The 25,702-nt window shown below is 70.3% G+C and carries 20 protein-coding genes; 11 read left to right on the top strand and 9 right to left on the bottom strand.

All coding sequences use genetic code 11. The features are described 5' to 3' along the window. Positions 1-33 precede the first annotated feature (33 nt). From M4V62_RS38885 to M4V62_RS38865, 5 genes are read right to left on the bottom strand one after another with little or no spacing between them, the layout of a single operon-like run. Positions 34-1,050, bottom strand: coding sequence for a LacI family DNA-binding transcriptional regulator (locus M4V62_RS38885; protein ID WP_249591897.1), 1,017 nt, complete (start codon positions 1,048-1,050; stop codon positions 34-36). A gap of 57 nt (positions 1,051-1,107) precedes the next feature. Next, positions 1,108-2,211 carry a rhamnose ABC transporter substrate-binding protein gene (rhaS, locus tag M4V62_RS38880; protein ID WP_249591896.1) on the bottom strand — a complete coding sequence of 368 codons (1,104 nt, stop codon included), beginning with the start codon at positions 2,209-2,211 and terminating at the stop codon, positions 1,108-1,110. 38 nt (positions 2,212-2,249) lie between these two features. Further along, positions 2,250-3,266, bottom strand: a complete 1,017-nt coding sequence (locus M4V62_RS38875; protein WP_249591895.1) for an ABC transporter permease — start codon at positions 3,264-3,266, stop codon at positions 2,250-2,252. Continuing rightward, positions 3,259-4,299: an ABC transporter permease gene (locus M4V62_RS38870; protein WP_249591894.1), complete on the bottom strand. Its 1,041-nt coding sequence runs from the start codon at positions 4,297-4,299 to the stop codon at positions 3,259-3,261. Before M4V62_RS38870 ends, M4V62_RS38875 begins: the two co-directional genes overlap by 8 nt. Continuing rightward, entirely contained in the window at positions 4,296-5,792 is a 1,497-nt protein-coding gene (locus M4V62_RS38865; protein ID WP_249591893.1) for a sugar ABC transporter ATP-binding protein, read from the bottom strand. Before M4V62_RS38865 ends, M4V62_RS38870 begins: the two co-directional genes overlap by 4 nt. A gap of 302 nt (positions 5,793-6,094) precedes the next feature. Between M4V62_RS38865 and M4V62_RS38860 the strand changes: the two genes are divergently transcribed. The 8 genes from M4V62_RS38860 to M4V62_RS38825 all read left to right on the top strand — a co-directional run bounded on the left by M4V62_RS38860 (position 6,095) and on the right by M4V62_RS38825 (position 18,655). Beyond that, on the top strand, positions 6,095-9,292 hold the full coding sequence (locus M4V62_RS38860; RefSeq protein WP_249591892.1) for an alpha-L-rhamnosidase: 3,198 nt from the start codon (positions 6,095-6,097) through the stop codon (positions 9,290-9,292). Between the two features lie 33 nt (positions 9,293-9,325). Further along, on the top strand, positions 9,326-10,495 hold the full coding sequence (gene rhaI, locus M4V62_RS38855; RefSeq protein WP_249591891.1) for an L-rhamnose isomerase: 1,170 nt from the start codon (positions 9,326-9,328) through the stop codon (positions 10,493-10,495). 5 nt (positions 10,496-10,500) lie between these two features. Then, positions 10,501-12,540, top strand: coding sequence for a bifunctional aldolase/short-chain dehydrogenase (locus M4V62_RS38850; protein WP_249593188.1), 2,040 nt, complete (start codon positions 10,501-10,503; stop codon positions 12,538-12,540). 423 nt (positions 12,541-12,963) lie between these two features. Continuing rightward, positions 12,964-14,451, top strand: a complete 1,488-nt coding sequence (locus M4V62_RS38845; protein ID WP_249591890.1) for a rhamnulokinase — start codon at positions 12,964-12,966, stop codon at positions 14,449-14,451. Between the two features lie 113 nt (positions 14,452-14,564). Further along, positions 14,565-15,326 carry a (Fe-S)-binding protein gene (locus M4V62_RS38840; RefSeq protein WP_249591889.1) on the top strand — a complete coding sequence of 254 codons (762 nt, stop codon included), beginning with the start codon at positions 14,565-14,567 and terminating at the stop codon, positions 15,324-15,326. Between the two features lie 26 nt (positions 15,327-15,352). Further along, positions 15,353-16,819 carry a LutB/LldF family L-lactate oxidation iron-sulfur protein gene (locus M4V62_RS38835; protein ID WP_249591888.1) on the top strand — a complete coding sequence of 489 codons (1,467 nt, stop codon included), beginning with the start codon at positions 15,353-15,355 and terminating at the stop codon, positions 16,817-16,819. Continuing rightward, the gene (locus M4V62_RS38830; RefSeq protein WP_249591887.1) at positions 16,816-17,469 is read left to right on the top strand and encodes a LutC/YkgG family protein; all 654 of its coding nucleotides are present in this window, start codon (positions 16,816-16,818) and stop codon (positions 17,467-17,469) included. The genes M4V62_RS38835 and M4V62_RS38830 overlap by 4 nt, the downstream gene beginning before the upstream one ends. Before the next feature lie 22 nt (positions 17,470-17,491). Beyond that, on the top strand, positions 17,492-18,655 hold the full coding sequence (locus M4V62_RS38825; protein ID WP_249591886.1) for an ABC transporter ATP-binding protein: 1,164 nt from the start codon (positions 17,492-17,494) through the stop codon (positions 18,653-18,655). 54 nt (positions 18,656-18,709) lie between these two features. On the opposite strand, the gene M4V62_RS38820 is transcribed toward M4V62_RS38825, so the two are convergent. Genes M4V62_RS38820 through M4V62_RS38810 form a run of 3 tightly spaced genes read right to left on the bottom strand, consistent with a single transcriptional unit; the run spans position 18,710 to position 21,008 of the window. After that, on the bottom strand, positions 18,710-19,654 hold the full coding sequence (locus M4V62_RS38820) for an ABC transporter substrate-binding protein (protein WP_249591885.1): 945 nt from the start codon (positions 19,652-19,654) through the stop codon (positions 18,710-18,712). Continuing rightward, positions 19,651-20,331 (bottom strand): ABC transporter permease, encoded by a 681-nt coding sequence (locus M4V62_RS38815; RefSeq protein WP_249591884.1) that lies wholly within the window; start codon positions 20,329-20,331, stop codon positions 19,651-19,653. The genes M4V62_RS38820 and M4V62_RS38815 overlap by 4 nt, the downstream gene beginning before the upstream one ends. Beyond that, positions 20,328-21,008, bottom strand: a complete 681-nt coding sequence (locus M4V62_RS38810) for an ABC transporter permease (protein ID WP_249591883.1) — start codon at positions 21,006-21,008, stop codon at positions 20,328-20,330. The genes M4V62_RS38815 and M4V62_RS38810 overlap by 4 nt, the downstream gene beginning before the upstream one ends. 300 nt (positions 21,009-21,308) lie before the next feature. Between M4V62_RS38810 and M4V62_RS38805 the strand changes: the two genes are divergently transcribed. The 3 genes from M4V62_RS38805 to M4V62_RS38795 all read left to right on the top strand — a co-directional run bounded on the left by M4V62_RS38805 (position 21,309) and on the right by M4V62_RS38795 (position 24,202). Further along, positions 21,309-21,752 carry an NUDIX hydrolase gene (locus tag M4V62_RS38805; protein ID WP_249591882.1) on the top strand — a complete coding sequence of 148 codons (444 nt, stop codon included), beginning with the start codon at positions 21,309-21,311 and terminating at the stop codon, positions 21,750-21,752. Positions 21,753-21,769: 17 nt separating this feature from the next. Next, positions 21,770-23,635 carry an ATP-binding cassette domain-containing protein gene (locus M4V62_RS38800; RefSeq protein WP_249593187.1) on the top strand — a complete coding sequence of 622 codons (1,866 nt, stop codon included), beginning with the start codon at positions 21,770-21,772 and terminating at the stop codon, positions 23,633-23,635. Between the two features lie 114 nt (positions 23,636-23,749). Continuing rightward, the gene (locus M4V62_RS38795) at positions 23,750-24,202 is read left to right on the top strand and encodes an SPW repeat protein (protein WP_249591881.1); all 453 of its coding nucleotides are present in this window, start codon (positions 23,750-23,752) and stop codon (positions 24,200-24,202) included. 82 nt (positions 24,203-24,284) lie between these two features. Here M4V62_RS38795 and M4V62_RS38790 read toward each other — a convergent pair whose 3' ends face one another. Next, positions 24,285-25,649 carry a GH1 family beta-glucosidase gene (locus tag M4V62_RS38790; protein WP_249591880.1) on the bottom strand — a complete coding sequence of 455 codons (1,365 nt, stop codon included), beginning with the start codon at positions 25,647-25,649 and terminating at the stop codon, positions 24,285-24,287. Between the last annotated feature and the right edge of the window lie 53 nt (positions 25,650-25,702).

The following is a 25,702-nucleotide window of genomic DNA, read 5'->3' as shown; positions in this document are numbered from 1 at the left end:
TCGCCCAGTTCAGCACACTCGCCGCGGGGGCGGTCAGCGGGGTGTCAGGCTGGAGCGCCGTACGACGAGCTCCGGCTGGAGCACCACGCGCCGGTGATCGTGCTCCTCCGGTTCGGCGTCCGACTCGGTCTCCTCCAGGAGGAGTTCCGCGGCCATCGCGCCCATCTTGATGGCGGGCTGGCGCACGGAGGTGAGCGGGACGACGGCGGCCGCGGCGAACTCGATGTCGTCGTAGCCGACGATGGCGATGTCCTCGGGCACGCTCACTCCGGCCGCGTACATCGCCTGGAGCACCCCGAGGGCGAGCAGGTCGTTGGCGCAGAAGACGGCGGTCGGCCGCTCGGCGAGACCGAGGACGCGGGCGCCCGCGTCGCGTCCCGCGGCCACGTCGAGCCGCTCGGTGGGCAGCTCCCGCAGCGCCGACGCCGGCAGACCGGCCTCGGCCAGGGCCTGGAGCGCTCCCTGCCTGCGGTCCTTCACCTGGTTGAGTCCGGGCGGGCCGCTCACGTACGCGATGCTGCGGTGCCCCGTGTCCACCAGATGGCGCACCGCGAGCGCACCGCCGAGGACGTCGTCCACGGAGACGGAGCACTCGGTGGCGCCCTCGGCGACCCGGTCGACCAGGACGAACGGGATGGCGTGCCTGCGGAACGCCTCGATGTTGCGTCCGGTGGCGTCCGCCGGGGTCAGCAGGACGCCCCGGACCCGCTGTTCGGCGAAGAGCGCCAGATACTCGGCCTCTTCGGAGGGGCTCTGTCCGCTGTTGCACATCATGACGCGCAGCCCCGCGTCGCGCGCGGCCCGCTCGGCACCGCGCGCGACGTCCACGAAGAAGGGGTTGCCCATGTCGAGCACGAGCAGCGCCATGATGCGGCTCTGCCCCGCGCGCAGCTGCCGTGCGGACTCGCTGCGGACGTAGCCGAGCCGCTCGATCACGGACTGCACCCGGTGGCGGGTCTCCTCGGAGACCACGTCCGGGCGGTTGATCACATTCGACACCGTGCCCACCGACACTCCGGCGTGCTTGGCCACGTCTTTGATGCCGACCATGCGTCCCCTTGTTCCGTTGCTCGTGCGGCGCCTTGTGCGCCGCCGCCTGCGATCCCCTCAGAATTTGTACTGGTCGATGTTCTTCTTGTCGAAAACGGTCGGTTCGCCGAGATCGACGACTCCCTTGTCGCCGATGGTGAAGCTGCCGAGGTCGCCCGCCTCGAACTCCTCGCCCTTCTTGCCCGTGATCTGGCCGGACTTCAGGGCCACGGCGGTGTGCGCGGCGAGCGCGCCGAGCTTGGCCGGGTCCCACAGCTCGAAGCCCTCGACGGTGCCGTTCTTCACGTACTGGCGCATGTCGTTGGGCGTGCCGAGGCCGGTGAGCTTCACCTTGCCCTTGTACTTCGATCCCGAAAGGTACTGGGCCGCCGCCTTGATGCCGACGGTCGTCGGCGAGATGATCCCGGCCAGCTTCGGGTGCTCCTGGAGGAGACCCTGGGTCTGCTGGAAGGACTGCTGGGCGTCGTCGTTGCCGTAGGCGGTCTTCACCAGCTTCATGTTCTTGTACTTGGGCTTCTTCAGCTCGTCCTTCATGAAGCCGATCCAGGTGTTCTGGTTCGTCGCGGTCTGGGCCGCGGAGAGGATCGCGATGTCTCCCTTGTAGCCGAGTTGCTTGCCCAGCAGCTCCACCTGGGTGCGGCCGAGCGCCTCGGCGCTGGACTGCGAGACGAAGACGTCACGGCAGCCGGGGTTGGTGTCCGAGTCGTAGGTGACGACCTTGATGTCGTTCTTCATGGCCTGCTTGAGGGCGGTGCACAGGGCGCCCGGGTCCTGTGCGGAGACGGCCATGGCGTCGACCTGCTGCTGGGTGAGCGTGTTGACGTAGGAGACCTGTCCGCTGGTGTCGGTGGCGCTGTTGGGGCCGGTCTCCTTGTACGTCGACCCGAGCTCCTTGAGCGCCTTCTCGCCGCCCTTGTCGGCGACGGTGAAGTACGGGTTGTTGACCTGCTTGGGCAGGAAGGCGACGGTGAGGCCCTTCTTGGTGGCCGCGTCCGGGTCGGCCTTGGCGTTCGAGGCCTTGCCTGCGTCGTCGTTCTTCGAGGACTCCTTGGTGGTGCCGCCGCAGGCGGTGGCGGTGAGGGCGAGCGAGGTGACGGCGGCCAGTGTCACGCAGGCGCGGGTGAGGGCGGAGCGGCGGACAGAGCGGCGGGGAGAGAGCATCGTTGGTCCCTTTCGGACGTGTCGACGGTACGAGGGGTTCAGCGGGCCGGAGCGGCGGCGCGGCGGCCCGCTCGGGCGACGGCGATCTGCCGGGCCACGCGCGGCCCGAGCACGGACACCACGAGCAGCACACCGGTGACGACGATCTGCGACTGTGCGGAGACGTTGAGCAGGCTCATCGCGTTCTGCAGGGCGCCGAGCAGGAAGACTCCGGCGATCGCGCCGCCCAGGGTCCCCTTGCCGCCGTCGAAGTCGATGCCGCCGAGCAGTACGGCGGCGACGACGGACAGTTCGAGCCCGGTGGCGTTGTCGTAGCGGGCGCTCGCGTAGTGCAGGGCCCAGAAGATTCCCGTGAGCGAGGCCATCAGTCCCGTGGCGACGAACAGCCACAGCTTGTGCCGCTTGACGCGGACACCGGCGAACCGCGCCGCCTCCTCATTGGCGCCGATCGCGAAGAGCGAGCGCCCGAAGGGCGTGGCGTGCAGGACGACGACGGCGATCGCGAGCAGCGCGAGGAAGGGCAGGAAGGCGTACGGCAGGAAGGTGTCGCCGACCTGTCCGGCCGCGAAGTCCAAGTACTGCGAGGGGAAGTCGGTGACGGCGTCCGAGCCGAGGACGATCTGCGCGATGCCCCGGTAGGCGGCCATGGTGCCGATGGTGACGGCGAGCGAGGGCAGCCCGAGACGCGTCACCAGGAGGCCGTTGACCAGGCCGCAGACGACTCCGATGAGGAGAACGAGCGGAATGATCGTCTCGATGGCCATCCCGGCGTTCCAGAGCGCGCCCATCACGGCTCCGGAGAGCCCCGCCGTCGAGGCCACCGAGAGATCGATCTCTCCGGAGACGACGAGGAGCGTCATCGGCAGGGCGATCAGCGCGATGGGCAGCGTGTTGCCGATGAGGAACGACAGGTTGAGGGCGTTCCCGAAACCGTCGACAAAGGAGAACGACATCAGCAGGAGTACGACAAGGAGAGCGCCGACAACGGTGTCCCAGCGGACGGCGCGCGTGAGCGTGAGCCGGTTGGCGTGGGAGTCAGCCTTGGGGTCAGCCATGGCGGGCGTTCCTCTTCTTCAGGGCCTTGGCGACGCGCAGGGCGACGATCCGGTCGACGGCGATGGCCAGGACGAGCAGCACGCCGTTGATGGCGAGCACCCACACGGAGCTGACGCCGAGCGCGGGAAGCACGCTGTTGATGGAGGTCAGGAGCAGAGCGCCGAGCGCCGCGCCGTAGACGCTGCCGGAGCCGCCGGTGAAGACGACGCCACCGACCACGACGGCGCTGACGACGGTGAGTTCATAGCCGTTGCCGGTGGCCGAGTCGACGTTGCCGAAGCGGGCCAGGTAGAGCGCGCCTGCGAGTCCGGCGAGCGCTCCGCACGCGGTGTAGGCGGCGAGGATGCGCTTGCGTACCGGGATGCCGGCGAGGCGCGCGGCCTCGGGGTTGGAGCCGAGGGCGTAGAGCTCGCGTCCGCCGCCGAAGTGCCGCAGGTAGTAGGCGACGGCGACCAGGACGGCGAGTGCGATGAGGGCCAGATACGGCACGGCCGAGATCCCGCCGGAGCCGAAGTCGACGAAGCCGTCCGGCAGGTCGGACGCGGTGATCTGCCGGGAGCCGACCCAGATGGAGTCGACGCCCCGGATGATGTAGAGGGTGCCGAGCGTCACGACGAGCGCGGGCACCTGGCCGAGGCTGACCAGCGCCCCGTTGAGCAGACCGCAGCCGACGCCGAGCGCGACCGCCAGGAGGATCGCGACCGTCGAGTCGCCGCCGCCCTGGAGGTGGTTGCCGGCGGCGAAGGCGCTGATCCCGAGCGTGGAGCCGACGGACAGGTCGACGTTGCGGGTAATGACGACGAGTGCCTGTCCCGTCGCGACGAGGACGAGGATGGTCGCGTTGAGGAGCAGGTCCTTGATGCCCTGCTCGGAGAGGAACTCGCTGTTGCCCGCCTGGGTGATGCCGATCATCACCAGGAAGACCAGCAGGATGGCCAGTTCGCGCATCTTGAACACGCGGTCGACGAGCCGGGTCGCCCCGGCCTTCTCCGGATCCACGGCGGGTGCCGGGCTCTGGGTGGTCACGCTCATGCCGTCCTCCCTGTGGCGGCGGCCATCACGGACTCCTCGGTCGCCCGCGCGCGCGGGATCTCGGCGGTGAGCCGCCCTTCGTGCATGACGAGGACCCGGTCGGCCATGCCGAGGATCTCGGGCAGGTCGGAGGAGATCATCAGGACCGCGACCCCCTCGGCGGCGAGTTCGGAAAGGAGACGGTGCACTTCGGCCTTGGTGCCGACGTCGATGCCGCGGGTCGGTTCGTCCACGATCAGCACCTGGGGCCTGGTGGCGAGCCACTTGGCGAGGACGACTTTCTGCTGGTTGCCGCCGGACAGGGTGCCTACGGCGTCGGCGATGCGCGCGTACTTCACCTGGAGCCGCACCGCCCAGTCGAGCGAGCGGCTGCGTTCGGCGCCACGGTCCATGAGGCCCGCGCGCACCGTCGTACGCAGTCCGGTGAGCCCGATGTTGCGCTCGATGGACATGTCCATCACCAGGCCCTGGGCGCGCCGGTCCTCGGGGACGAGCGCGAGCCCGGCGGCCATGGCGGTACTCGGTGCGCCGTTGAGCAGCGCCTTTCCCTGCACCTCGACCGTTCCGGCATCCCACTTGTCGATGCCGAAGACGGCCCGCGCGACCTCGCTGCGCCCGGCCCCGACGAGGCCCGCGAGCCCGACGATCTCGCCGCGCCGCACGTCGAACGACACATCGGTGAAGACGCCCTCGCGGGTCAGCCGGCGGACGCTGAGGGCGACTTCGCCCACCTGGGTGTCCTGCTTCGGGTAGAGCTCGTCGAGGTCGCGGCCCACCATGCGGCGTACGAGATCGTCCTCGGTCAGGCCTTCGAGCGGCTCGCTCGCGATCAGGCCGCCGTCGCGCAGCGTGGTGACGCGCTGGCACAGCTCGAAGATCTCCTCCAGGCGGTGCGAGATGAAAAGCACCGCGGCGCCCTGTTCGCGCAGGGTGCGCACGACGCCGAAGAGGCGGGCCACTTCGCTTCCGGTGAGGGCGGCGGTCGGCTCGTCCATGATCAGGACCCGGGCGTCGAAGGAGAGCGCCTTGGCGATCTCGACGATCTGCTGGTCCGCGATGGAGAGCCCGCGCGCGGGCTGATCGGGGTCGAGGTCCACGGCCAGGCGCTTGAAGAGCGCCTCGGCCGCCGCGTGCACGGCCTTGTGGTCGACGCGGCCGAGCGAGCGGCGGGGCTGGCGCCCCATGAAGATGTTCTCCGCGACGGAGAGGTCGGGGAAGAGCGTCGGCTCCTGGTAGATGACGGCGACGCCCGCGTCCCTGGCGTCGCCGGGGCCGTGGAAGACGACCGGGGACCCGTCGAGCGTCAGCTCTCCCGTGTCCGGCCTGTGGACCCCGGCGAGGGTCTTGATGAGGGTGGATTTCCCTGCGCCGTTCTCGCCCGCGAGGGCGTGCGCCTCACCGGCGTACAGCTCCAGGGAGACGTCGTGCAGGGCGCGCACGGCCCCGAAGGACTTGCTCAGGCCCTGCACGGCAAGGACGGGGGGCTCTCTCATACGTAGCACCGATCGGTCACGAAGGGCATGCGGCTTCTGGCATGGGGGATCAGACACCGGGCGTGCGGCGGCGGGCGTCATCAGGAGTCACCCGCCGGACACCCGGCGTGAAAGGTTTCAATCAATTTTCAGGGAAGCTAAACCCGCGCCAACTACGGCGTCAATGGGCGTGCCTTGAAAATCCTGTCGCCACTTGATGCACCAAGGGTGAAGCACACCAGCCCCCTTGACATCAGCCAGCGCTCTCCCTAGCTTCGCCTCTCGTGAAACGATTCATCGTCGAGTCGTTACGGAGTCAAGTTGTGATCAGCAGAAGACGACTGCTCAGCACCACCGCCACGGCCGCCCTGGGAACGGCGATGGCCGCCGGGGCAGTTCCGACCGCCCACGCCGCCCCTTCCGCAGGGGGCCGGGCCCTACGCGTGACCAGACCGACCGTCGAGTACGTGAGACACCCCCTCGGTCTCGACGTGCCCCGCCCGAGGCTGAGTTGGCCCCTGGCGTCCACCAAGGAAGGCCAGGCACAGAGCGCCTACCACGTGCGCGTGGCCACCACCCCGGGCCGCCTCGCCGAGCCCGACGTCTGGGACAGCGGCAAGGTCGCGTCGAGCGACTCCGTCCTGGTCCCCTACGCGGGCCCCGACCTCAAGTCCCGTACGCGCTACTACTGGTCGGTGCGGGTCTGGGACAGCGCGGGCACGGCCTCCGAGTGGAGTGAGCCCTCCTGGTGGGAGACCGGGCTCTTTGGGGAGAAGGACTGGACGGCACGGTGGATCGGCGCACCCGCGTCCCTCGTCGGCGCGCCCGCCCTGGACGACGCCTCGTGGATCTGGTTCCCCGAGGGGGACCCCGCGAACAGCGCCCCGGCGGCCACCCGTTGGTTCCGCGGCCGCGTCGACGTCCCCGAAGGGGTCACTCGCGCGCGCCTGGTCACCACGGCCGACGACGGCTACACCGCGTACGTGAACGGCACGCGGGTGGCGCACGCCGAAGCGGACAGCGCCGCCGACAACTGGCGCCGCCCCGCGGTCGTCGACGTGACCGCCCAACTGCGCCCCGGCGCGGCGGTCGTCGCCGTCTCGGCCACCAATGCCACGACCGGCCCCGCCGGTCTGCTCGGCCTGCTCGAAGTGACGACCGCGGACGGCGTGCACACCCTGGCCACCGACGGCACGTGGAAGGCCACCGACAAGGAGCCCTCGGGAGACTGGCGGTCGGCGGAGTACGACGACGGCTCCTGGGCGGCGTCGAAGGTCCTCGCCCCCTGGGGCTCGGGCCCCTGGGGCAAGGTCGCCCCCCACCACTGTCCCGCCGCCCAGCTGCGCCACGAGTTCCGCCTGCGCCCCGGCAAGACCGTCGCGCGGGCCCGGCTGTACTCCACGGCCCTGGGCCTCTACGACGCCTGGCTGAACGGCGAGCGCGTCGGCGACGACCGCCTGGCACCCGGATGGACCGACTACGACAAGCGGGTCCAGTACCAGACGTACGACGTGACCAGGCAGCTCAAGTCCGGCGCCAATGCGCTCGGCGTGACGGTCGCGGTCGGCTGGTACACGGGGAACGTCGGTATGTTCGGCCCGCATCAGTACGGCGAACGCCCCGCTTTCCTCGGCCAGTTGGAGGTTACGTACACCGACGGCTCGACCGACCGCGTGCTGTCCGGCACCGACTGGCGCACCGCCACGGGCCCGGTGACCGCAGCCGACCTCCTGTCGGGCGAGGACTACGACGCCCGCCTGGAGACGGCGGGCTGGACGCGCGCCGGATTCGACGACTCGGACTGGATCGCGGCCGACGCCGTCGAGAAGGTCAAGGCCGCTGTCGTCGCCCAGATCGACGGGCACACGCGCGTGGAGAGCGAGATCTCCACCCGCAAGGTGAGTGAGCCCAAGCCCGGAGTGTTCGTCTTCGACCTCGGCCAGAACATGGTCGGCGCGGTCCGCCTCACCGTCTCCGGGAAGGCCGGCACGAAGGTCCAGCTGCGCCACGCGGAGGTGCTCAACCCCGACGGCACGATCTACACCACCAACCTGCGGACCGCGCGCGCCACGGACACCTACACGCTCAAGGGCGGCGGCAAGGAGACCTTCGAACCGCGGTTCACCTTCCATGGCTTCCGCTACGTGGAGGTGACGGGCTACCCGGGCAAGCCACCACGCGACGCCGTGGTGGGCCGCGTCATCCACACATCGGCGCCCTTCACGATGGACTTCAAGACGAACGTCCCCATGCTCAACCAGCTGCACAGCAACATCACATGGGGCCAGCGCGGCAACTTCCTGTCCATCCCCACGGACACCCCGGCACGTGACGAGCGGCTCGGCTGGACCGGTGACATCAACGTCTTCGCTCCGACCGCCGCCTACACCATGGAGTCGGCGCGCTTCCTCACCAAGTGGCTCGACGACCTGCGCGACGGGCAGCCCGACGACGGCGCCTTCCCCGATGTGGCCCCGTTCGTCGGCACGGTCGGCAAGGGAGTGGCCGGCTGGGGCGACGCCGGAGTCACCGTCCCCTGGGCGCTCTACCAGGCGTACGGGGACACGCGCGTCCTGGAGCACTCCTGGGCCTCGATGCTGAAGTGGCTCGACTACCTGGAGAAGCACAGTTCCGGATATCTGCGCCCCGCCGAGGGCTACGGAGACTGGCTCAACATCCAGGACGAGACGCCCAAGGACGTCATCGGCACGGCCTACTTCGCGCACAGCGCCGACCTCGTCGCCCGGGCCGCCGAAGCGCTTGGCAAGGACCCGGCCCCGTACAAGAAGCTCTTCGGCAGCGTCCGTGACGCCTTCCGGGCGGCGTACGTGACCGACGGCGGCCGGGTGAAGGGCGACACGCAGACCGCGTACGTCCTGGCCCTGTCCATGGACCTGCTCGCCGACAGCGACCGCGCACCGGCGGCCGCCCGTCTGGTGGAGCTCATCAAGTCCAAGGAATGGCACCTGTCGACGGGCTTCCTGGGCACCCCGCGGCTGCTTCCCGTCCTGACGGCCACCGGCCACACGGACGTCGCCTACCGCCTCCTCGTCCAGCGGTCCTTCCCCAGCTGGGGCTACCAGATCGACAAGGGCGCCACGACGATGTGGGAGCGCTGGGACTCCATCAAGCCGGACGGCAGCTTCCAGGACGCCGGCATGAACTCCTTCAACCACTATGCCTACGGCTCGGTGGGCGAGTGGATGTACGCGAACATCGCGGGCATCGCACCGGCCGACCCGGGCTTCCGCAAGATCCTCGTCCGCCCGCGCCCCGGCGGCGGCGTGACCGAGGCCCAGGGCAGCTTCGACGCGCTCTACGGGCCGGTAACCACCCACTGGAAGACGGACTCCGAGGGCTTCCGCCTCACGCTGACCCTGCCCGCCAACACGACGGCGGAGGTATGGATCCCCGCCGACAGACGAACCCAAGTAGCCCATGGCACGACGGAGTTCCTGCGGCTGGAGGACGGCTGCGCCGTCTTCGCCGCGGCCTCCGGCACACACCGCTTCTCCAACTGACCCACCTCGACCGCTCTTTCGGAAGGCTGCGCGATGACCGCCGGAACCAGCAAGGACGCCGTGAAAGCGGCACTCACCACCCAGGCCCTGGAGACCCCGTCCTGGGCGTACGGCAACTCCGGTACGCGCTTCAAGGTCTTCGCGCAGCCAGGTGTCCCCCGCACGACCCGGGAGAAGCTGGACGACGCCGCCCGGGTGCACGCCCACACGGGCGTGGCGCCCAGGGTGGCCCTGCACATCCCCTGGGACAAGGTCGACGACTACGCGGCGCTCGCGGAGTACGCCAGCGAACGCGGTGTGACGCTCGGCGCGATCAACGCCAACGTCTTCCAGGACGACGACTACAAGCTCGGCTCGGTCACCAACCCGGACCCGGCGGTCCGGCGCAAGGCGCTCGACCACCTCCTGGAGTGCGTCGACATCATGGACGCGACGGGTTCACGCGACCTGAAGCTGTGGTTCTCCGACGGCATCAACTACCCGGGCCAGGACGACATCCGCACCCGCCAGGACCGCCTCTCGGAGGCCCTGCGCACCACCTACGACCGCCTCGGCGACGACCAGCGCATGCTCATCGAGTACAAGCTCTTCGAGCCGGCCTTCTACGCGACGGACATCCCGGACTGGGGCACGGCGTACGCGCACTGCCTGAAGCTCGGGCCCAAGGCCCAGGTCGTCGTCGACACCGGCCACCACGCCCCGGGCACCAACATCGAGTTCATCGTCGCCACGCTCCTGCGCGAGGGCCGCCTCGGCGCTTTCGACTTCAACTCGCGCTTCTACGCCGACGACGACCTGATGGCGGGCGCCGCGGACCCCTTCCAGCTCTTCCGGATCATGTACGAGGTCGTCCGCGGCGGGGGCCTGACCTCCGACATCGCGTTCATGCTCGACCAGTGCCACAACATCGAGGCGAAGATCCCCGCGATCATCCGCTCGGTGATGAACGTGCAGGAGGCCACGGCGAAAGCACTCCTCGTCGACGCCGACGCGCTGGCCGAGGCCCAGCGGACCGGCGATGTCCTGGCCTCCAACGCGGTCCTGATGGACGCCTACAACACGGACGTCCGTCCCCTACTGGCAGAAGTCAGGGAGGACTCGGGGCTGGACCCGGATCCCATGAGGGCCTATCAGCAGTCAGGCTGGCAGGAGCAGATCGTCAAGGACCGCGTGGGCGGCGAGCAGGCCGGATGGGGGGCATGAGCGACATGACACAGCACGCACGGATCAAGGAACTTCTGGACCGCGCCCACCGCTTGGGCGCCGACCCGCGCAACACGAACTACGCGGGCGGCAACGCATCGGCGAAGGGCACGGCCCCCGACCCGGTCACCGGCGCGGACACGGACCTGATGTGGGTCAAGGGCTCGGGCGGCGACCTGGGCACCCTCACCGAGGAGGGCCTGGCGGTCCTGCGCCTGGACCGCCTCCACGCCCTCAAGGAGGTGTACGGGGGCGCGGATCACGAGGACGAGATGGTCGCCGCCTTCGACTACTGCCTGCACGGCAAGGGCGGCGCGGCCCCTTCCATCGACACGGCCATGCACGCCCTGGTGGACGCACCGCACGTGGACCACCTCCACCCGGACTCAGGCATCGCCCTGGCCTGCGCGACGGACGGCGAGAAGCTGACGGCCGAGTGCTTCGGCTCCACGGTCGCCTGGGTGCCCTGGCGCCGCCCCGGCTTCCAACTGGGCCTGGACATCGCGGCGGTGAAAGAGGCCAACCCGGACGCCATCGGCTGCGTCCTGGGCGGCCACGGCATCACGGCCTGGGGCGCCACGGCGGACGAGTGCGAGCGCAACTCGCTGCACATGATCCGCACGGCGGAGGCATTCCTCACCGAACGCGGCAAGCCCGCCCCCTTCGGCAAGCACCTGGACGGTTACGCCCCGCTCCCCACCCCGGCACGCCGCGACCGCGCGGCGGAGCTGGCCCCGCACATCCGCTCCCTGGCCTCGCAGGACCGCCCCCAGATCGGCCACTTCACCGACACGGACACCGTCCTTGACTTCCTGTCAAGCACGGAACACCCGCGCCTGGCGGCCCTGGGCACCTCCTGCCCGGACCACTTCCTGCGCACGAAGATCAGGCCATTGGTCCTGGACCTCCCGCCCACCGCACCACTCGCGGAGGCCATCGCCCGCCTCAAGGAGCTCCACTCCGCGTACCGAGAGGAGTACGCGGCCTACTACACCCGCCACGCCGACCCGACCTCTCCCGCGATGCGCGGCGCCGACCCGGCCATCGTCCTCGTCCCGGGCGTAGGAATGTTCTCCTTCGGCAAGGACAAGCAGACAGCACGCGTGGCAGGTGAGTTCTATGTGAACGCCATCAACGTGATGCGCGGCGCCGAGGCCGTCTCCACGTACGCCCCGATCGACGAATCGGAGAAGTTCCGCATCGAGTACTGGCCACTGGAAGAGGCCAAGCTCCAGCGCCTCCCCCGCCCCAAGCCCCTGGCCACCCGCGTCGCCCTGGTGACCGGCGCGGGCAGCGGCATCGGCAAGGCGATCGCGCACCGCCTGGTGGCGGAGGGTGCCTGCGTCGCGGTGGCGGACCTCAACGCGGAGAACGCCGCAGCCGTGGCGGACGAGTTGGGCGGCCCGGACAAGGCGATCGCCATCCCCATGGACGTCACGTCCGAAGAGCAGATCACCGACGCCTTCACCGCCGCGGCACTCGCTTTCGGCGGGGTCGACCTGGTCGTGAACAACGCGGGCATCTCCATCTCCAAGCCCCTGCTCGACACCACGGCCCGCGACTGGGACCTGCAGCACGACATCATGGCCCGCGGCTCCTTCCTCGTCGCCCGCGAGGCGGCCCGCGTCATGCGAGACCAGGCCCTGGGCGGCGACATCATCTACATCACGTCGAAGAACGCGGTCTTCGCCGGCCCGAACAACATCGCGTACTCCGCCACCAAGGCGGACCAGGCCCACCAGGTCCGCCTCCTCGCGGCCGAGCTGGGCGAGTTCGGCATACGCGTGAACGGCATCAACCCGGACGGAGTGGTCCGCGGCTCGGGGATCTTCGCGGGCGGCTGGGGCGCGCAGCGTGCGGCGACGTACGGAATCGAGGAGGAGAACCTGGGCGCGTTCTACGCCCAACGGACCCTCCTCAAGCGCGAGGTGCTCCCCGAGCATGTGGCCAACGCGGTCTTCGCCCTGACGGCGGGCGACCTGTCCCACACGACAGGCCTCCACATACCCGTGGACGCGGGCGTCGCAGCGGCGTTCCTCAGGTAGCCGACAGCACCCTCCGGCCACCGGCCCGCACGCGACCGGAGGGCAGCGCCTGATCCACCCGAGAGGCCTTCCGTCCCGGAACCTCGCATCCACCTCTGCACGAACAAGCTTCCCCTCCCACCCACCGATTGCCCCGTAGCGGCCCAGCAGGCGGACAAGCGGGACAGCAGCCCCCGCGCACCCGCAGTCGGGAGCGCACGTGAGGGGACGTGCCGGTATGTCCGCCCGGAGCACGGTTCCCGGCGCTCCGGAGCCGAAGCGGCCCGGCGGCCACCGGACGATAGCGAGGACGGACATACCGGCGCGGCCCCGCCCCAAAGAGCACCACGCGACCCCCGACCACCCGCACCGCACCGCCCGCACGCACGCACAAGCGCAACTCGCACCCACACCCACACCCGACCTGCAACCCTGCGAGCCACCATGACCAACCCCCGCTCACACCACCGCTTCGCCGCGATCGACCTGGGCGCCTCCAGCGGACGCGTCATGGTGGCCCGGACAGGCCCCGACACCCTCACCCTCCAGGAAGCACACCGCTTCCCCAACCGCCCGGTCCGCACCGCCGGCACCCTGCACTGGGACATCCTGTCCCTCTACGCCGGAGTCATGGACGGCCTCCGCGCCGCAGGTTCAGGCTCCGTCCCCCTCACCTCCATCGGCATCGACGGCTGGGCAGTGGACTACGGCCTGCTCGACGCCGACGGAGTCCTCCTGGGCAACCCCGTCCACTACCGGGACACCCGCACCGAAGGCATCGCAGCCAAGGCCTGGACAACAGTCCCGCCCACCGAGCTCTACGCCGCGACAGGAATCCAGTACGCCCCCTTCAACACCCTCTACCAACTCATGGCCGCCCAAGGAACAGCCCAACTACAAGCCGCCAGGCACGCATTGCTGATCCCGGACCTCCTGACGTACTGGCTGACAGGCGAACTCGGCACAGAGCTGACCAACGCCTCCACCACACAGCTCATGGACCCCGCCACAAACACCTGGTCCCACGACGTGGTCACACGCCTCGGCATCGACCTCAGCCTGTTCCCTCCCCTGCGGCACCCAGGCGACCCCGCGGGCCAACTACTCCCGCACGTCCTGGACGAAGCCGGCCTGACCACACCCACCCCCGTCACGACGGTCGCCTCGCACGACACAGCGTCAGCGGTGGCCGCCGTCCCGGCCACCACCGAGAACTTCGCCTACATCTGCACCGGCACCTGGTCGCTGGCAGGCCTGGAGCTGACGGCCCCCATCCGCACGGAGGAGAGCCGCGAGGCCAACTTCACCAACGAACTCGGCATCGACGGCACGGTCCGCTACCTGCGCAACATCATGGGCCTGTGGCTGCTCCAGGAGTGCCTGCGCACCTGGGAGGTGTCCACCGGCGCCCCCGACCTGGAAGCGCTCCTGCGCGAGGCGGCCCACGCCCCCGTCCTCCGCTCCCTCGTCGACGCGGCAGACCCCGCCTTCCTGGCCCCCGGCAACATGCCGCACCGCATCGCCCAGGCCTGCGAGGCCACGGGCCAGCCCGCCCCCCGCACCCCCGCCGAGACGACGCGCTGCATTCTCGACTCCCTTGCCCTGGCCCACCGCCGCGCCATCGAGGACGCCCAACGCCTCGCGGACCGGGCCGTGGACGTCATCCACATAGTCGGCGGCGGCGCCCGCAACGCCCTCCTGTGCCAACTGACCGCGGACGCCTGCGGGCTGCCCGTCGTCGCGGGCCCGGCGGAGGCGGCCGCGCTGGGCAACGTACTCGTGCAGGCACGAGCGCACGGCCTGGTGGGAGACGACCGCCAGGCCATGCGCGCCCTGCTGGCCCGCACCCAGCAGCTGACTCGCTACGAGCCGACCACCGACCCGGCACGCCGGGCGGCATGGGAGGAGGCGTCGCGACGCGTCCCGGCATGACGCATCCCCGCGTTACGCATCCTCGCATTACGCGTCCCCGCACCATGACTCCCGCAAAGCGCGCGCAGCGCATACGCTGCACCCATCCGATGATCGACGAGGAGGAACCCGCGATGCGTGTCGCTCTGTTCCTGACCTGTGTCAACGACACGCTCTATCCCGACACAGGCCGCGCGGTGGTGAAACTGCTGACCAGGCTAGGAGTTGACGTCGACTTCCCGATGGCGCAGACCTGCTGCGGGCAGGCGCACTACAACACGGGTTACCGCCACCAGGCAGAGCCGCTCGCCCGTCATTTCTCCGATGTATTCGGCTCGGACGAGTACGACGCCATCGTGACGCCTTCCGGCTCGTGCGGCGCGATGGTCCGTGAGCTGTACCCCCGTATGGGAGAACGGGCTCGCTCCGAGGGCCGGGGCGACGGCCTGGCGACCACGCTGGCTCCCGTCGTTCCCAAGACCTATGAACTCACCGAGTTCCTGGTGGACATCCTCGGTGTGACGGACGTCGGGGCGTACTACCCGCACACGGTGACGTACCACCCGACCTGCCACGGCCTGCGCAGCCTCGGCCTCGGCGACCGTCCCACGCGGCTGCTCCAGGCGGTCAAGGGCCTTGAGCTGCGCGCGCTCCCGGGCGCGGACGAGTGCTGCGGTTTCGGCGGCACCTTCGCGATGAAGAACTCCGATGTCTCCTCGGCGATGGGCACGGACAAGGTGCGCAACGCCGAGTCGACGGGCGCCGACACGCTCTGCGCGGCGGACAACTCCTGCCTGATGCACATCGGGGGCACGCTGACCCGTCTCAAGAGCGGAGTACGCCCGGTCCACATCGCGGAGATCCTGGCGAGCACGGAAGAGGACCCCCTGTCATGAGCGGCACGAGCGGCACATTCGTAGGCATGCCCGCCTTCCCCACGGCGGCCCGCGAGGCCGTGGGCAACAAGACCCTGCGCGCCAATCTGCGGCACGCCACACACACGATCCGCGACAAACGGGCCCGTGCCGTCGCCGAGCTGGACGACTGGGACCAGCTCCGCGAGGCGGGCAAGCGGATCAAGGACGAGACACTGCGCCATCTCGACCGCCATCTGATCCAGTTGGAGGAGTCGGTCACGGCGGCGGGCGGGACCGTGCACTGGGCCGCGGACGCCGACGAGGCGAACCGCATCGTGACCGCGCTGGTCAAGGCCACCGGGGAGACCGAGGTGGTCAAGGTCAAGTCGATGGCCACGCAGGAGATCGGCCTCAACGAAGCGCTGGAGGCCGAGGGCATCCACGCCTACGAGACCGACCTGGCCGAACTCATCGTGCAGCTCGGCAAGGACCGCCCCTCGCACATCCTCGTTCCCGCCATCCACCGCAACCGCGGCGAGATCCGCGAGATCTTCGCGCGCGAGATGAGCGAGTGGGGCCGCCCGGCCCCGGACGGGCTGACCGACACGCCGGCCGAGCTCGCCGAGGCCGCCCGCCTCCACCTCCGGGAGAAGTTCCTGCGCGCCAAGGTCGGCGTATCGGGGGCGAACTTCATGGTCGCCGAGACGGGCACCATGGTCGTCGTCGAGTCCGAGGGCAACGGCCGCATGTGCCTCACGCTCCCCGAGACGCTGATCTCGGTCGTCGGCATCGAGAAGATCGTGCCGACGTGGCGGGACCTGGAGGTCTTCCTCCAGACGCTCCCCCGCTCCTCGACGGCGGAGCGGATGAACCCCTACACCTCGATGTGGACGGGCCCGTCCCAGGAGGACGGACCGAGCACCTTCCACCTCGTGCTCCTGGACAACGGCCGCACCGACACCCTCGCCGACGAGGTGGGCCGCCAGGCACTGCGCTGCATCCGCTGCTCGGCCTGTCTCAACGTCTGTCCCGTGTACGAACGGGCCGGAGGCCACGCGTACGGCTCGGTCTACCCCGGCCCCATCGGAGCGATCCTCAGCCCTCAACTCCGCGGCACCCAGAGCGAGATCGACGCCTCGCTCCCGTATGCGTCGTCGCTCTGCGGCGCCTGCTACGAGGTGTGCCCGGTGGCCATCGACATCCCCGAAGTCCTCGTCCACCTGCGGGAGCGCGTGGTCCAGGGCGGCGAGGTGACACGGCACGGCACGAGGGTGACGCTGCGGCCGGCGAAGGGGCACGCCGCGGAGCGGGCGGCGATGCGCGCGGCGGGCTGGGCGTTCGGCCGTCCGGGGGCGCTGCGCGCCGGGCAGCGGCTGGCGTCCGGGACCCGGCGGTTCCATCCGCGCACGCTGCCGGGCCCCGGCCGGGCATGGAGCGCGACGCGGGATCTGCCGAAGGTGCCTGCGGAGCCGTTCCGCGACTGGTGGCGACGTACGAATGGCGGCCGGGCGGAGAAGGGCGACAAGAAGTGAGCAGCAGGGACCAGATCCTGGGCCGCGTGCGGCGAGCACTGGCGGACGTACGCGACGGCGAGGAGAAGGACGCCCACGACACGGCCGTGCCCCGCGACTACCTCCGCGAGCACGGCGACCGCACCACCGAGCAGACCGTCGACCTGCTCGCGGAGAATCTCGCCGACTACCGCGCGCTCGTGCACCGCTGCGCGGGCGAGGAACTGCCGGAGCTGCTCATGCGGCTGCTCGCGGCACGCGGCGCGCGGACCGTGCTCGTGCCGCCCGGCCTTCCGCCGGCCTGGCTCGCGGCCGCCGACGCGACCCGCGTCCACGACCGCGCCGCGAGTACGCCGCGCGAGCTCGACGAGGTCCACAGCGTCGTGACCGGCTGCGCGGTCGCCGTCGCCGAGACCGGCACCATCGTCCTGGACGGCGGCCCCGACCAGGGCCGCAGGCGCATCACGCTGGTCCCCGATCACCACATCTGTGTCGTACGGGTCCCTGACCAGGTGGTCTCCTCCGTCCCGCAGGCACTCGAACGGCTCGATCCGGCCCGCCCGCTGACCTGGATCTCGGGACCGTCCGCCACCAGCGACATCGAACTGGACCGGGTGGAGGGCGTGCACGGCCCGCGCACTCTGGAGGTGGTGCTGGTGAGCGGAGTCTGAAGGCCGCGGTTAGCGTGAGTGCATGATCCGGTTCGAGCAGGTGAGCAAGCGCTACCCGGACGGCACGATGGCCGTGGACGAGCTGTCCTTCGAGGTCGGCCAGGGTGAACTGGTCACGCTCGTCGGCCCTTCCGGGTGCGGCAAGACGACCACGATGATGATGGTGAACCGCCTCATCGAGCCGACCGCGGGCCGCATCTTCGTGAACGACGAGAACATCGCGGACGTCGACCCGGTCCGCCTGCGCCGCCGTATCGGCTATGTCATCCAGCAGGTGGGGCTCTTCCCGCACCGGACGATCCTCGACAACACGGCGACCGTCCCCGCACTGGTGGGCTGGAAGAAGGCGAAGGCGCGGGCGCGGGCGGCCGAGCTGCTCGACCTGGTGGGCCTCGATCCGAAGACGTACGGCTCCCGCTACCCCGAGCAGCTGTCCGGCGGCCAGCGCCAGCGTGTCGGTGTGGCGCGTGCCCTGGCAGCCGATCCGCCCGTACTCCTCATGGATGAGCCGTTCGGTGCGGTCGACCCGGTGGTGCGCGAGCAGTTGCAGGACGAGTTCCTGCGGATGCAGGCGACGGTCCGCAAGACGGTTCTCCTGGTCACGCACGACATCGAGGAGGCGGTCAGGCTCGGTGACCGGATCGCGGTGTACGGGCAGGGGCGCATCGAGCAGTACGACACGCCGGGGGCGGTGCTCGGCACGCCGGCGACGCCGTACGTCGCCGCGTTCGTGGGCGCGGACCGGGGCCTGAAGCGTCTCTCGGTCACCGACATCCAGGCGGACGACCTGGAACAGCCATCAGTGGTCCGCCTCGACGAGCCCGCCGCGCACGCCGCCGCCCGGCTGCGCGAACAAGGCGCCCGCTGGGCCGTCGTCCTGGACACGGACGGGGACCTGCACGGCTGGGTCGGCATCGACGAGGTGGCCCTGGCAGGCGAGGGCGGCAGAGTCGGCGATCTGGCCCATCGCATGAAGGCGTGGGTCCCGGTCGGCGCCCCGCTCAAGCAGGCGTTCGGCGTGATGCTCCAGCACGACGCGGGCTGGGTCGCGGTCCTGGACGGGGCGCGCTTCCTGGGCGTCCTGACCCCGGCGAAGCTGCACGAGGCGCTGCGCCGCTCGGTGGACGCGGACGCGCAGGGCGTGCCACGGGACCAGGTGGAGTTCGACTCGGTCGCCGACGCCTGAGCCCGTGCGGGCCGATGCCGGGCCCCGTACACCCGTACACCCGTACAACGGACGTCACAGCAGCCCCTTCTCCTCCAGGTAGGTCCGCGCGACGTCCTGCGGCAGCCGTCGCCAGCTGTCCACCTGTTCGTTCATGGACGCCAGGTCCGCCGTCGTCAGCACGGAGTTGAGGCGGCCGAGTGCGTTCGCGACGCCTTCGCTGCCCGCGCGTGAGCGGTTGACGACCGGGACGATGTAGTCGGCGTTCTGGAGCTTCTTGTCGTCCTTCAACAGGACGAGGCCGAAGTCGTCGAGCGTGGCGTCCGTCGATGTGGTCAGGACCATCTGGTCCTGCCCGCTCTGTACGGCCTTCTTGGCCTGGGTCGTGCCCACGCCCTTGGGGTCGACGGAGGTGATGTCGATGCCGTAGACCTTCTTCAGGCCGGGTTCGCAGTAGGGGCGTTGCACGCATTCGTCGCCCGCGGCGAGGCGTACCTTCAGGCCGGACTTGCCGAGGTCGCTCAGCGTCTTCAGGCGGTGCTGCTCGGCGAAGGACGCGGTGACGGCGAACGCGTTCTGATCGACGGCCTTGCCGGGGTCGAGGACGGTGAGGCCACGCGGGGCGGCGAGGGCGCGCAGGGCCTTCATGGTGGCGTCGAGGTCGGGCGAGCCGACCGGCTTGGCGTCCGCGCCGTTCTTCTTGGCGTTGAGCCAGTCGGCGAACGTCGCCGCGTACTCGGGGACGACGTCGATCTGCCCGGACTCCAGGGCGGGTTCGTACAGCTCGCGGTTGGCCACGGAGAGGATCTCGGCGCCGTATCCGGCCTTCGTCAGGAGCAGGGAGTACATCTGCGCGAGCAGATCGCTCTCGGTGAAGCCCGCCGAGCCGACGACCAGGTGATGGCTGTCGCCGGGCGGCGCCGTGACTTCGCCCTGGGTCTCCAGGGACGGCCCCGACGCGCAGCCGGAGAGGATCAGCGCGAAGGCCACCGTCGCACCCGCTTCCGTACGTCGCTTCATCCGGTCCGCCCTCTCCCCCGCGCCCACCCGGGGGCCAGTCGTTCGCCGATCTCGAAGAGCCCCTCGACGATCAGCGCGAACACGGCGACAAGGACGGCGCCCGCCACGACCTGCGGGGTGCTTGCGAGGTTGAAGCCCGCCGTGATGATCCGGCCGAGTCCCCCGCCGCCGGCGAGCGCCGCGATCGTGGCGGTGGCCACGAGCTGCACGGCGGCGATCCGCACCCCGCTGAGCACCAGCGGCATCGCGAGCGGCAGTTCGACCCGCCACAGCATCTGCCGTCCCGTCATCCCCATGCCGCGCGCGGCCTGTACGACGCTGCGGTCGACGCCGCGCATGCCGACGTACGCGTTGGTGAGCAGCGGCGGCACGGCGAACAGGACGAGGGCGACGACGGTGGGGCCCTCGCCCCAGTTCCCGATCGGGGTGAGGAGCAGCAGGACGAGGACCGCGAAGGTGGGGACCGCGCGGCCGACGTTGGAGATGTTGACCGCCAGGGCCCCGCCCTTGCCGAGGTGGCCGAGGACGAGCGCGACCGGCAGCGCGATCAGGCAGCTCAGGATCAGGCACACCACGGTGAGGACGAGGTGCTGGGTGAGCCGGTGCCAGATGCCGTCGTCGCCCGCCCAGTGCGCCGAGTCGGTGAGCCACTGCCAGGCCTCGCTGATGGTGTTCATGAGCGGACCGCCCTCGTCCACGGGGTGAGGATCCGCTGCACGCCCAGGAGCAGCAGATCGGCCAGTACGGCGATGACGACACACAGCACGGACGCGGTCAGGACCTGCGCCTTGAAGTAGGTGTTCATGCCCGCGTAGATGAGGTTGCCGAGCCCGCCGAAGCCGACGATCGCGCCGACCGTGACGAGGGAGACCGCGGAGACGGTGGCGATGCGCAGGCCCGCCATCGCGGCGGGCAGCGCGAGCGGCAGTTCGACGGTGAGCAGGAGCCGGATGGGTCCGTAGCCCATGCCGCGGGCGGCCTGCCGGGTGTCCTCGGGGACGGCGCGAAGACCGGCCAGGATGTTGCGGACGAGCAGCGTCAGTGAGTACAGGACGAGCCCCGCGACCACGAGGGACGCGGAGAGGCCGTACACGGGCAGCAGCAGCGAGAACATCGCGAGCGAGGGGATCGTGTAGAGGACCGTGGTCAGCGCCAGGACGGGACCGGCCGCCAGGGCCCAGCGGCGGGCGACGACGGCCAGCGGGACGGCGATGACGAGCGCGATGAGGACGGAGACCGCGGTCAGCTCCAGATGCTGGAGGACCGCGTCGACGATGATCTGGCGGCGCGTGCTCAGATACTCGCCGCAGATCCACTCGTTGCGCGCGAGGCAGTCGTCCGGGGGCGCGGTCACGTGTCCATTCCAGCGGGCGGGAACGGGGGTCGGCGCGTTCTGGTCCCCCGTACGGGCGTCGGGGTGATTCGCCCTTACGAGAACCGGGCCAGTCCCGGCAGCGGCAATCCCCGGATCGGGTGGTTCGATCCGGCAGAGTGAATCGAACGCAAGATCACGGCTCTCCGGCCCACCCGCGCGGCCCTCCGGGTGCGTCATCGAACTTTAGGGCGAGTCTTCGCTCCCGCGTCACCGTTACGCATCACTGCTCGGCGGGGTTTTCCGAGCGTCTGTCCGTACCGATGCCGCCAGGGAGCCCCATTGGAACTGCACGCCAACATCGTCGGTGTTCACCTTGTGTTCGAGCGGGCGGGCAGGGTCCTGCTCGGCCTGCGCTCTCCCGACTCCGCCTACGCCCCCGGCACCTGGCACCTTCCGGCCGGCCATCTCGAACGGGAGTCCGCCACGGGATGCGCCGTGCGCGAGGCGCACGAGGAGCTCGGCGTCACCATCCATGAGCAGGACCTCCGGCTCGTCCACATCGTCCACCACCGGGACGGCGACGACGGCAGGGCGCGGATGCAACTGCTCTTCCACGTACTCGCCCACTCCGGCACCCCCGCGATCCGCGAACCCGACCGCTGCACCGCCCTGGAGTGGTGGCCCTACGCCGCCCTTCCTTCCCCCCTCGTCGACTACACCGCGGTCGCCCTGACCGGTATCGCCGCGGGCCGCACCTACACGGAGATGGGGTGGTCGGCGTGACGGAGCCCCTGAAACCCATGGCGCCTGTGTCACCCCCGCCGCCGCCCCCGGCAGAGCTCAGGTTCGAGGGGAATCCCGGCAAGAATCCGCTCGGCGAGGCCTCCTTCCGGCAGATGGGCTCGCGGCTGCCCTCGGTCCTGGCCCGAACGACCCGGATGGCGTGGGAGACCGACCGGCGTGCCGTGCTCCTGCTCCTGGTCTGCCAGCTCCTCGTCGGGGCCGGCTCGGCCGTGCAGCTCGCCTTCACCGCCACCGCCATGCAGCCCGTACTCGGCAACGGTCCGGCCGCCGACCGCCTGCGCGCGGCGCTCCCCGCGCTCGTGGTCATCGCCGTCGCCGCGGCCGTCACACGCGTCGCCACGGCGCTCTGTTCATACGCCGACGGACGCATCACCCCGCGCCTGACGACCGGCGCCGACACCGCCCTGGTCGAAGCGGTGTGCCGGGCGGAGGCCGTCGCGTACGCCGAGCCGGGGTTCGCCGACCGGCAGGAAGCGGCCGAGATGGGGGTGACCCGCAGCCGCACGATGGTGCAGGACGCCACGCGGTTCACGGCCGCCCTGGTGCGCATGGTCACCGCGGGCGGTGTGCTCTCCGTGCTGCATCCCCTGATGTTCCCGCTGCTCGTCCTCGCGGTCGTGCCCGCCGGGGCCGGTGCGGTCCTTTCGGCACGCGTCACCTACGAGACGCATTACGCGAACGTCGGCGACCGCAACGTACGCCAGATGATGCGGTGGTGGTCGACGACCCCGAAGTACAGCGACGAGGTGCGCGCGAACGGCATGACCGGGTACCTGCTGCACTGGTACCGGGCCCTGTCCGCCCGCATCGACCGGCGCACCCTGACGGCCGCGCCCCGGATGCTGCGCATCGTCCTGGCCAGTTCGGCCCTCGGCGGCGTCTTCCTCGTCGGCACCTGGGCCACGCTGGCCTGGCTCGCCGTCACGGGGCGGGTGGATCTCGCCGCGGCGGCCACGGCGGTCGTCGCCGTGCAGACGTCGCTGGCCGCGCTCTCCCAACTGGTGATCCACGGCGCGGCGATGTTCCACACCGGCCTCTACCTCGCCGACATGCGGTCGTTCCTCGACCTGGCCCACGAACTCGCCCCCAAGAGAGGCGAGTTGACGGCCCCGGCGCAGGTGGCGGAGATCCGCGTCGACGAAGCGTCGTATCAGTACCCCGGCAAGGACTCCCCGGCCGTCGACCACGTCTCCCTCACCCTCCGCCGCGGCGAGATCGTGGCCGTCGTCGGCGAGAACGGCTCGGGCAAGTCCACCCTCACGCGCCTGATCACCGGCATCTACCTCGCCGACAAGGGCCGGGTGACCTGGGACGGGGTCGATCTCGCCACGGCGGATCCGGACACCGTGTGGGGCAGCACCGGCCTGGTCCCGCAGAACTTCGCCCAGTGGCCGCTGCGGGCCAGGGAGAACGTGACGCTCGGCCAGCCCCGCACGGTCGACGACGGACCGGTGTGGGACGCCCTCGACACGGTCGGCATGCGCGACGCGATCGAGGCCCTGCCCGGCGGCCTGGACACCCTGCTGGCCCGCGAGCTCTGGGGCGGCTGCGAACTCTCGGGCGGCCAGTGGCAGCGACTCGCCTGCTCCCGGGCGCTCTACCGGCGCCCGCCCCTGCTGATCCTGGACGAGCCGACCTCGCAGATGGACGTCCGCGGCGAGCGCGACGTCCTCGACGCGCTCAAGGCGACCGCCGCGGACCAGATCACCGTCGTCGTGACGCATCAGCTGGAGAACACCAAGGTGGCGGACCGGATCATCGTCATGCGGCACGGCCGGATCACGGAGCAGGGGCCGTACGAGGAGCTTGCCCACGGAGGCGGCCTGTTCGCCGAACTCCTCGCCCTCTCCAAGGACCGATAGACCCAGAAATGCTCCACAACTACACATAAAGAAAAAATAAGAGCAGAATGGATATGCGCGACATCCCGCCGCGCTACGTGATCAGGCCTGCACGAACCAGAGGAGACGAGTCTCATGGCCGACGTCTCACACAGGGGAGACATAGCCGCTCACCCTGACGTATCCGAAATGCGGGATCGCTATGCCCGCGTACTCGGTGGACGCGATGTGGCACTCGTGGACGGGCCCGTGTTCCTCACGGGCCTCTTCTGTGCCATCTCCCCGTGGGTGGTCCACTTCACCGCAAGCCAGCCCGTCCTCGCGACGCACAACCTCATCATGGGCATCGCGATCGGCCTGCTGGGTCTTGGATTCACCGTCGCACCGGCCAGGATGTACAGCCTGAGCTGGGCCATGTGCGCCATGGGCGTCTGGATGATCGTGTCGCCGTGGATCGTCGGCACGAGCCCTGACATGGGCGTCATCCTCACCAACGTCATCATCGGCGGCCTCACCTTCCTGCTCGGCCTCGTGTGCACCGGCGCGGCCGCGAAGGAGGGACGCAACACCACCCCGAATACGACCTGACCGAGGAAGGCGGGGCACGGACGCCGCAGCGACCCCCGGATCGGCGGAGAGCCGGGAGCCGCTGCGGTGCGCGCGGACCGTGTCAGGCGGCGCGGCTCACCCGCCCCTGGTGGCCGCGGATGATGTCGGCGTAGCGCAGACCACTGCCCTTGACGGTGCGGCGCTGCGTCTCGTAGTCGACGTGGACCAGGCCGAACCGCTTGTCGTAGCCGTAGGCCCACTCGAAGTTGTCGAGCAGCGACCACGCGTAGTACCCGGCCAGGGGCGCGCCCTTGCGGGCCGCGCTCGCGCAGGCGGCGAGATGGCGGACCAGGTAGTCCGTCCGCTCCGGGTCGTCGATCGTTCCGTCGGGGCGTACGACGTCGGGGTAGGACGAGCCGTTCTCGGTGACGTACAGCTTGCGCGCCCCGTACTCGTTCGTGAGGCGCAGCAGGAGCGTCTCGATGCCGCTCGCGTCGATCTCCCAGTCCATGCCGGTGCGGGGCACCGACTCGCGGCGCACCTGGTGGGCGTGGGGCGCGGGGCCCGCGGGGTCGTCGGAGACGACGGCCGGGAAGTAGTAGTTCAGGCCCAGCCAGTCGAGCGGCTGCGCGATGGTCGCCAAGTCGCCCGCGCGCTCCGGGAGTTCGACCCCGTAGACCTCCAGCATGTCGGCGGGGAAGCCGCGGCCGTGGACCGGGTCGAGCCACCAGCGGTTGGTGTGGCCGTCCACGCGGCGGGCGGCGGCGACGTCCTCGGGGCGGTCGCTCGCGGGCTCGACCGTGGAGAGGTTGTTGACGATGCCGATCTGCGCGCCGGGCGCCGCCGCGCGGATCGCCTGGGTGGCGAGGCCGTGCCCGAGCAGCAGGTGGTACGAGGCGCGCACGGCGGCGTTCAGGTCGGTCAGACCCGGTGCCATCCGGCCTTCGAGGTGGCCGATCCACGCCGAGCAGAGGGGTTCGTTGAGGGTGGCCCACTGCGTGACGCGGTCGCCGAAACGCTCGGCGGCGAGGGACGCGTACGCGGCGAAGTGCTCGGCCGTCTCCCGCTCGGGCCAGCCGCCGCGGTCCTGGAGAACCTGCGGCAGGTCCCAGTGGTAGAGGGTCACCGACGGCGTGATGCCCGCTTCGAGCAGCCCGTCGATCAACTGGTCGTAGAAATCCAGGCCCTTGGGGGTCGGCGGTCCTTCGCCGCCGGGCGCGATGCGCGGCCAGGCCAGGGACAACCGGTAGGCGTTGGTGCCCAGTTGCTTCATCAGCGCGATGTCCTCGCGCCAGCGGTGGTAGTGGTCGCAGGCCACGTCACCGTGGTCGTCGTTGTCGATCTTTCCGGGGGTGTGCGAGAAGGTGTCCCAGATCGAGGGGGAACGGCCGTCCTCGGCGACGGCCCCTTCGATCTGGTACGCCGATGTGGCCGTGCCCCAAGCGAAGTCGTGCGGGAGTGCGGCAAGGTCGATGAGCTCGGACACAGACGTCCTTTCAGACGGGGTGGCGGCAGTGGTGGCAGTGGTGGCCAGGGGGT

The sequence above is a fragment of the Streptomyces durmitorensis genome (assembly GCF_023498005.1).
Lineage (GTDB): Bacteria > Actinomycetota > Actinomycetes > Streptomycetales > Streptomycetaceae > Streptomyces > Streptomyces durmitorensis.
Note: the sequence above shows the minus strand (reverse complement) of the source record. Positions and strands in the feature narration are given on the sequence as shown.

Coding starts and splice junctions, on each gene's coding strand:
- M4V62_RS38825 (WP_249591886.1), top strand. CDS start 17,492: ATGATCCGGTTCGAGCAGGTGAGCAAGCGCTACCCGGACGGCACGATG.
- M4V62_RS38820 (WP_249591885.1), bottom strand. CDS start 19,654: ATGAAGCGACGTACGGAAGCGGGTGCGACGGTGGCCTTCGCGCTGATC.
- M4V62_RS38835 (WP_249591888.1), top strand. CDS start 15,353: ATGCCCGCCTTCCCCACGGCGGCCCGCGAGGCCGTGGGCAACAAGACC.
- M4V62_RS38875 (WP_249591895.1), bottom strand. CDS start 3,266: ATGGCTGACCCCAAGGCTGACTCCCACGCCAACCGGCTCACGCTCACG.
- M4V62_RS38870 (WP_249591894.1), bottom strand. CDS start 4,299: ATGAGCGTGACCACCCAGAGCCCGGCACCCGCCGTGGATCCGGAGAAG.
- M4V62_RS38840 (WP_249591889.1), top strand. CDS start 14,565: ATGCGTGTCGCTCTGTTCCTGACCTGTGTCAACGACACGCTCTATCCC.
- M4V62_RS38850 (WP_249593188.1), top strand. CDS start 10,501: ATGACACAGCACGCACGGATCAAGGAACTTCTGGACCGCGCCCACCGC.
- rhaS (WP_249591896.1), bottom strand. CDS start 2,211: ATGCTCTCTCCCCGCCGCTCTGTCCGCCGCTCCGCCCTCACCCGCGCC.
- M4V62_RS38800 (WP_249593187.1), top strand. CDS start 21,770: ATGGCGCCTGTGTCACCCCCGCCGCCGCCCCCGGCAGAGCTCAGGTTC.
- M4V62_RS38845 (WP_249591890.1), top strand. CDS start 12,964: ATGACCAACCCCCGCTCACACCACCGCTTCGCCGCGATCGACCTGGGC.
- M4V62_RS38815 (WP_249591884.1), bottom strand. CDS start 20,331: ATGAACACCATCAGCGAGGCCTGGCAGTGGCTCACCGACTCGGCGCAC.
- M4V62_RS38885 (WP_249591897.1), bottom strand. CDS start 1,050: ATGGTCGGCATCAAAGACGTGGCCAAGCACGCCGGAGTGTCGGTGGGC.
- M4V62_RS38865 (WP_249591893.1), bottom strand. CDS start 5,792: ATGAGAGAGCCCCCCGTCCTTGCCGTGCAGGGCCTGAGCAAGTCCTTC.
- rhaI (WP_249591891.1), top strand. CDS start 9,326: ATGACCGCCGGAACCAGCAAGGACGCCGTGAAAGCGGCACTCACCACC.
- M4V62_RS38795 (WP_249591881.1), top strand. CDS start 23,750: ATGGCCGACGTCTCACACAGGGGAGACATAGCCGCTCACCCTGACGTA.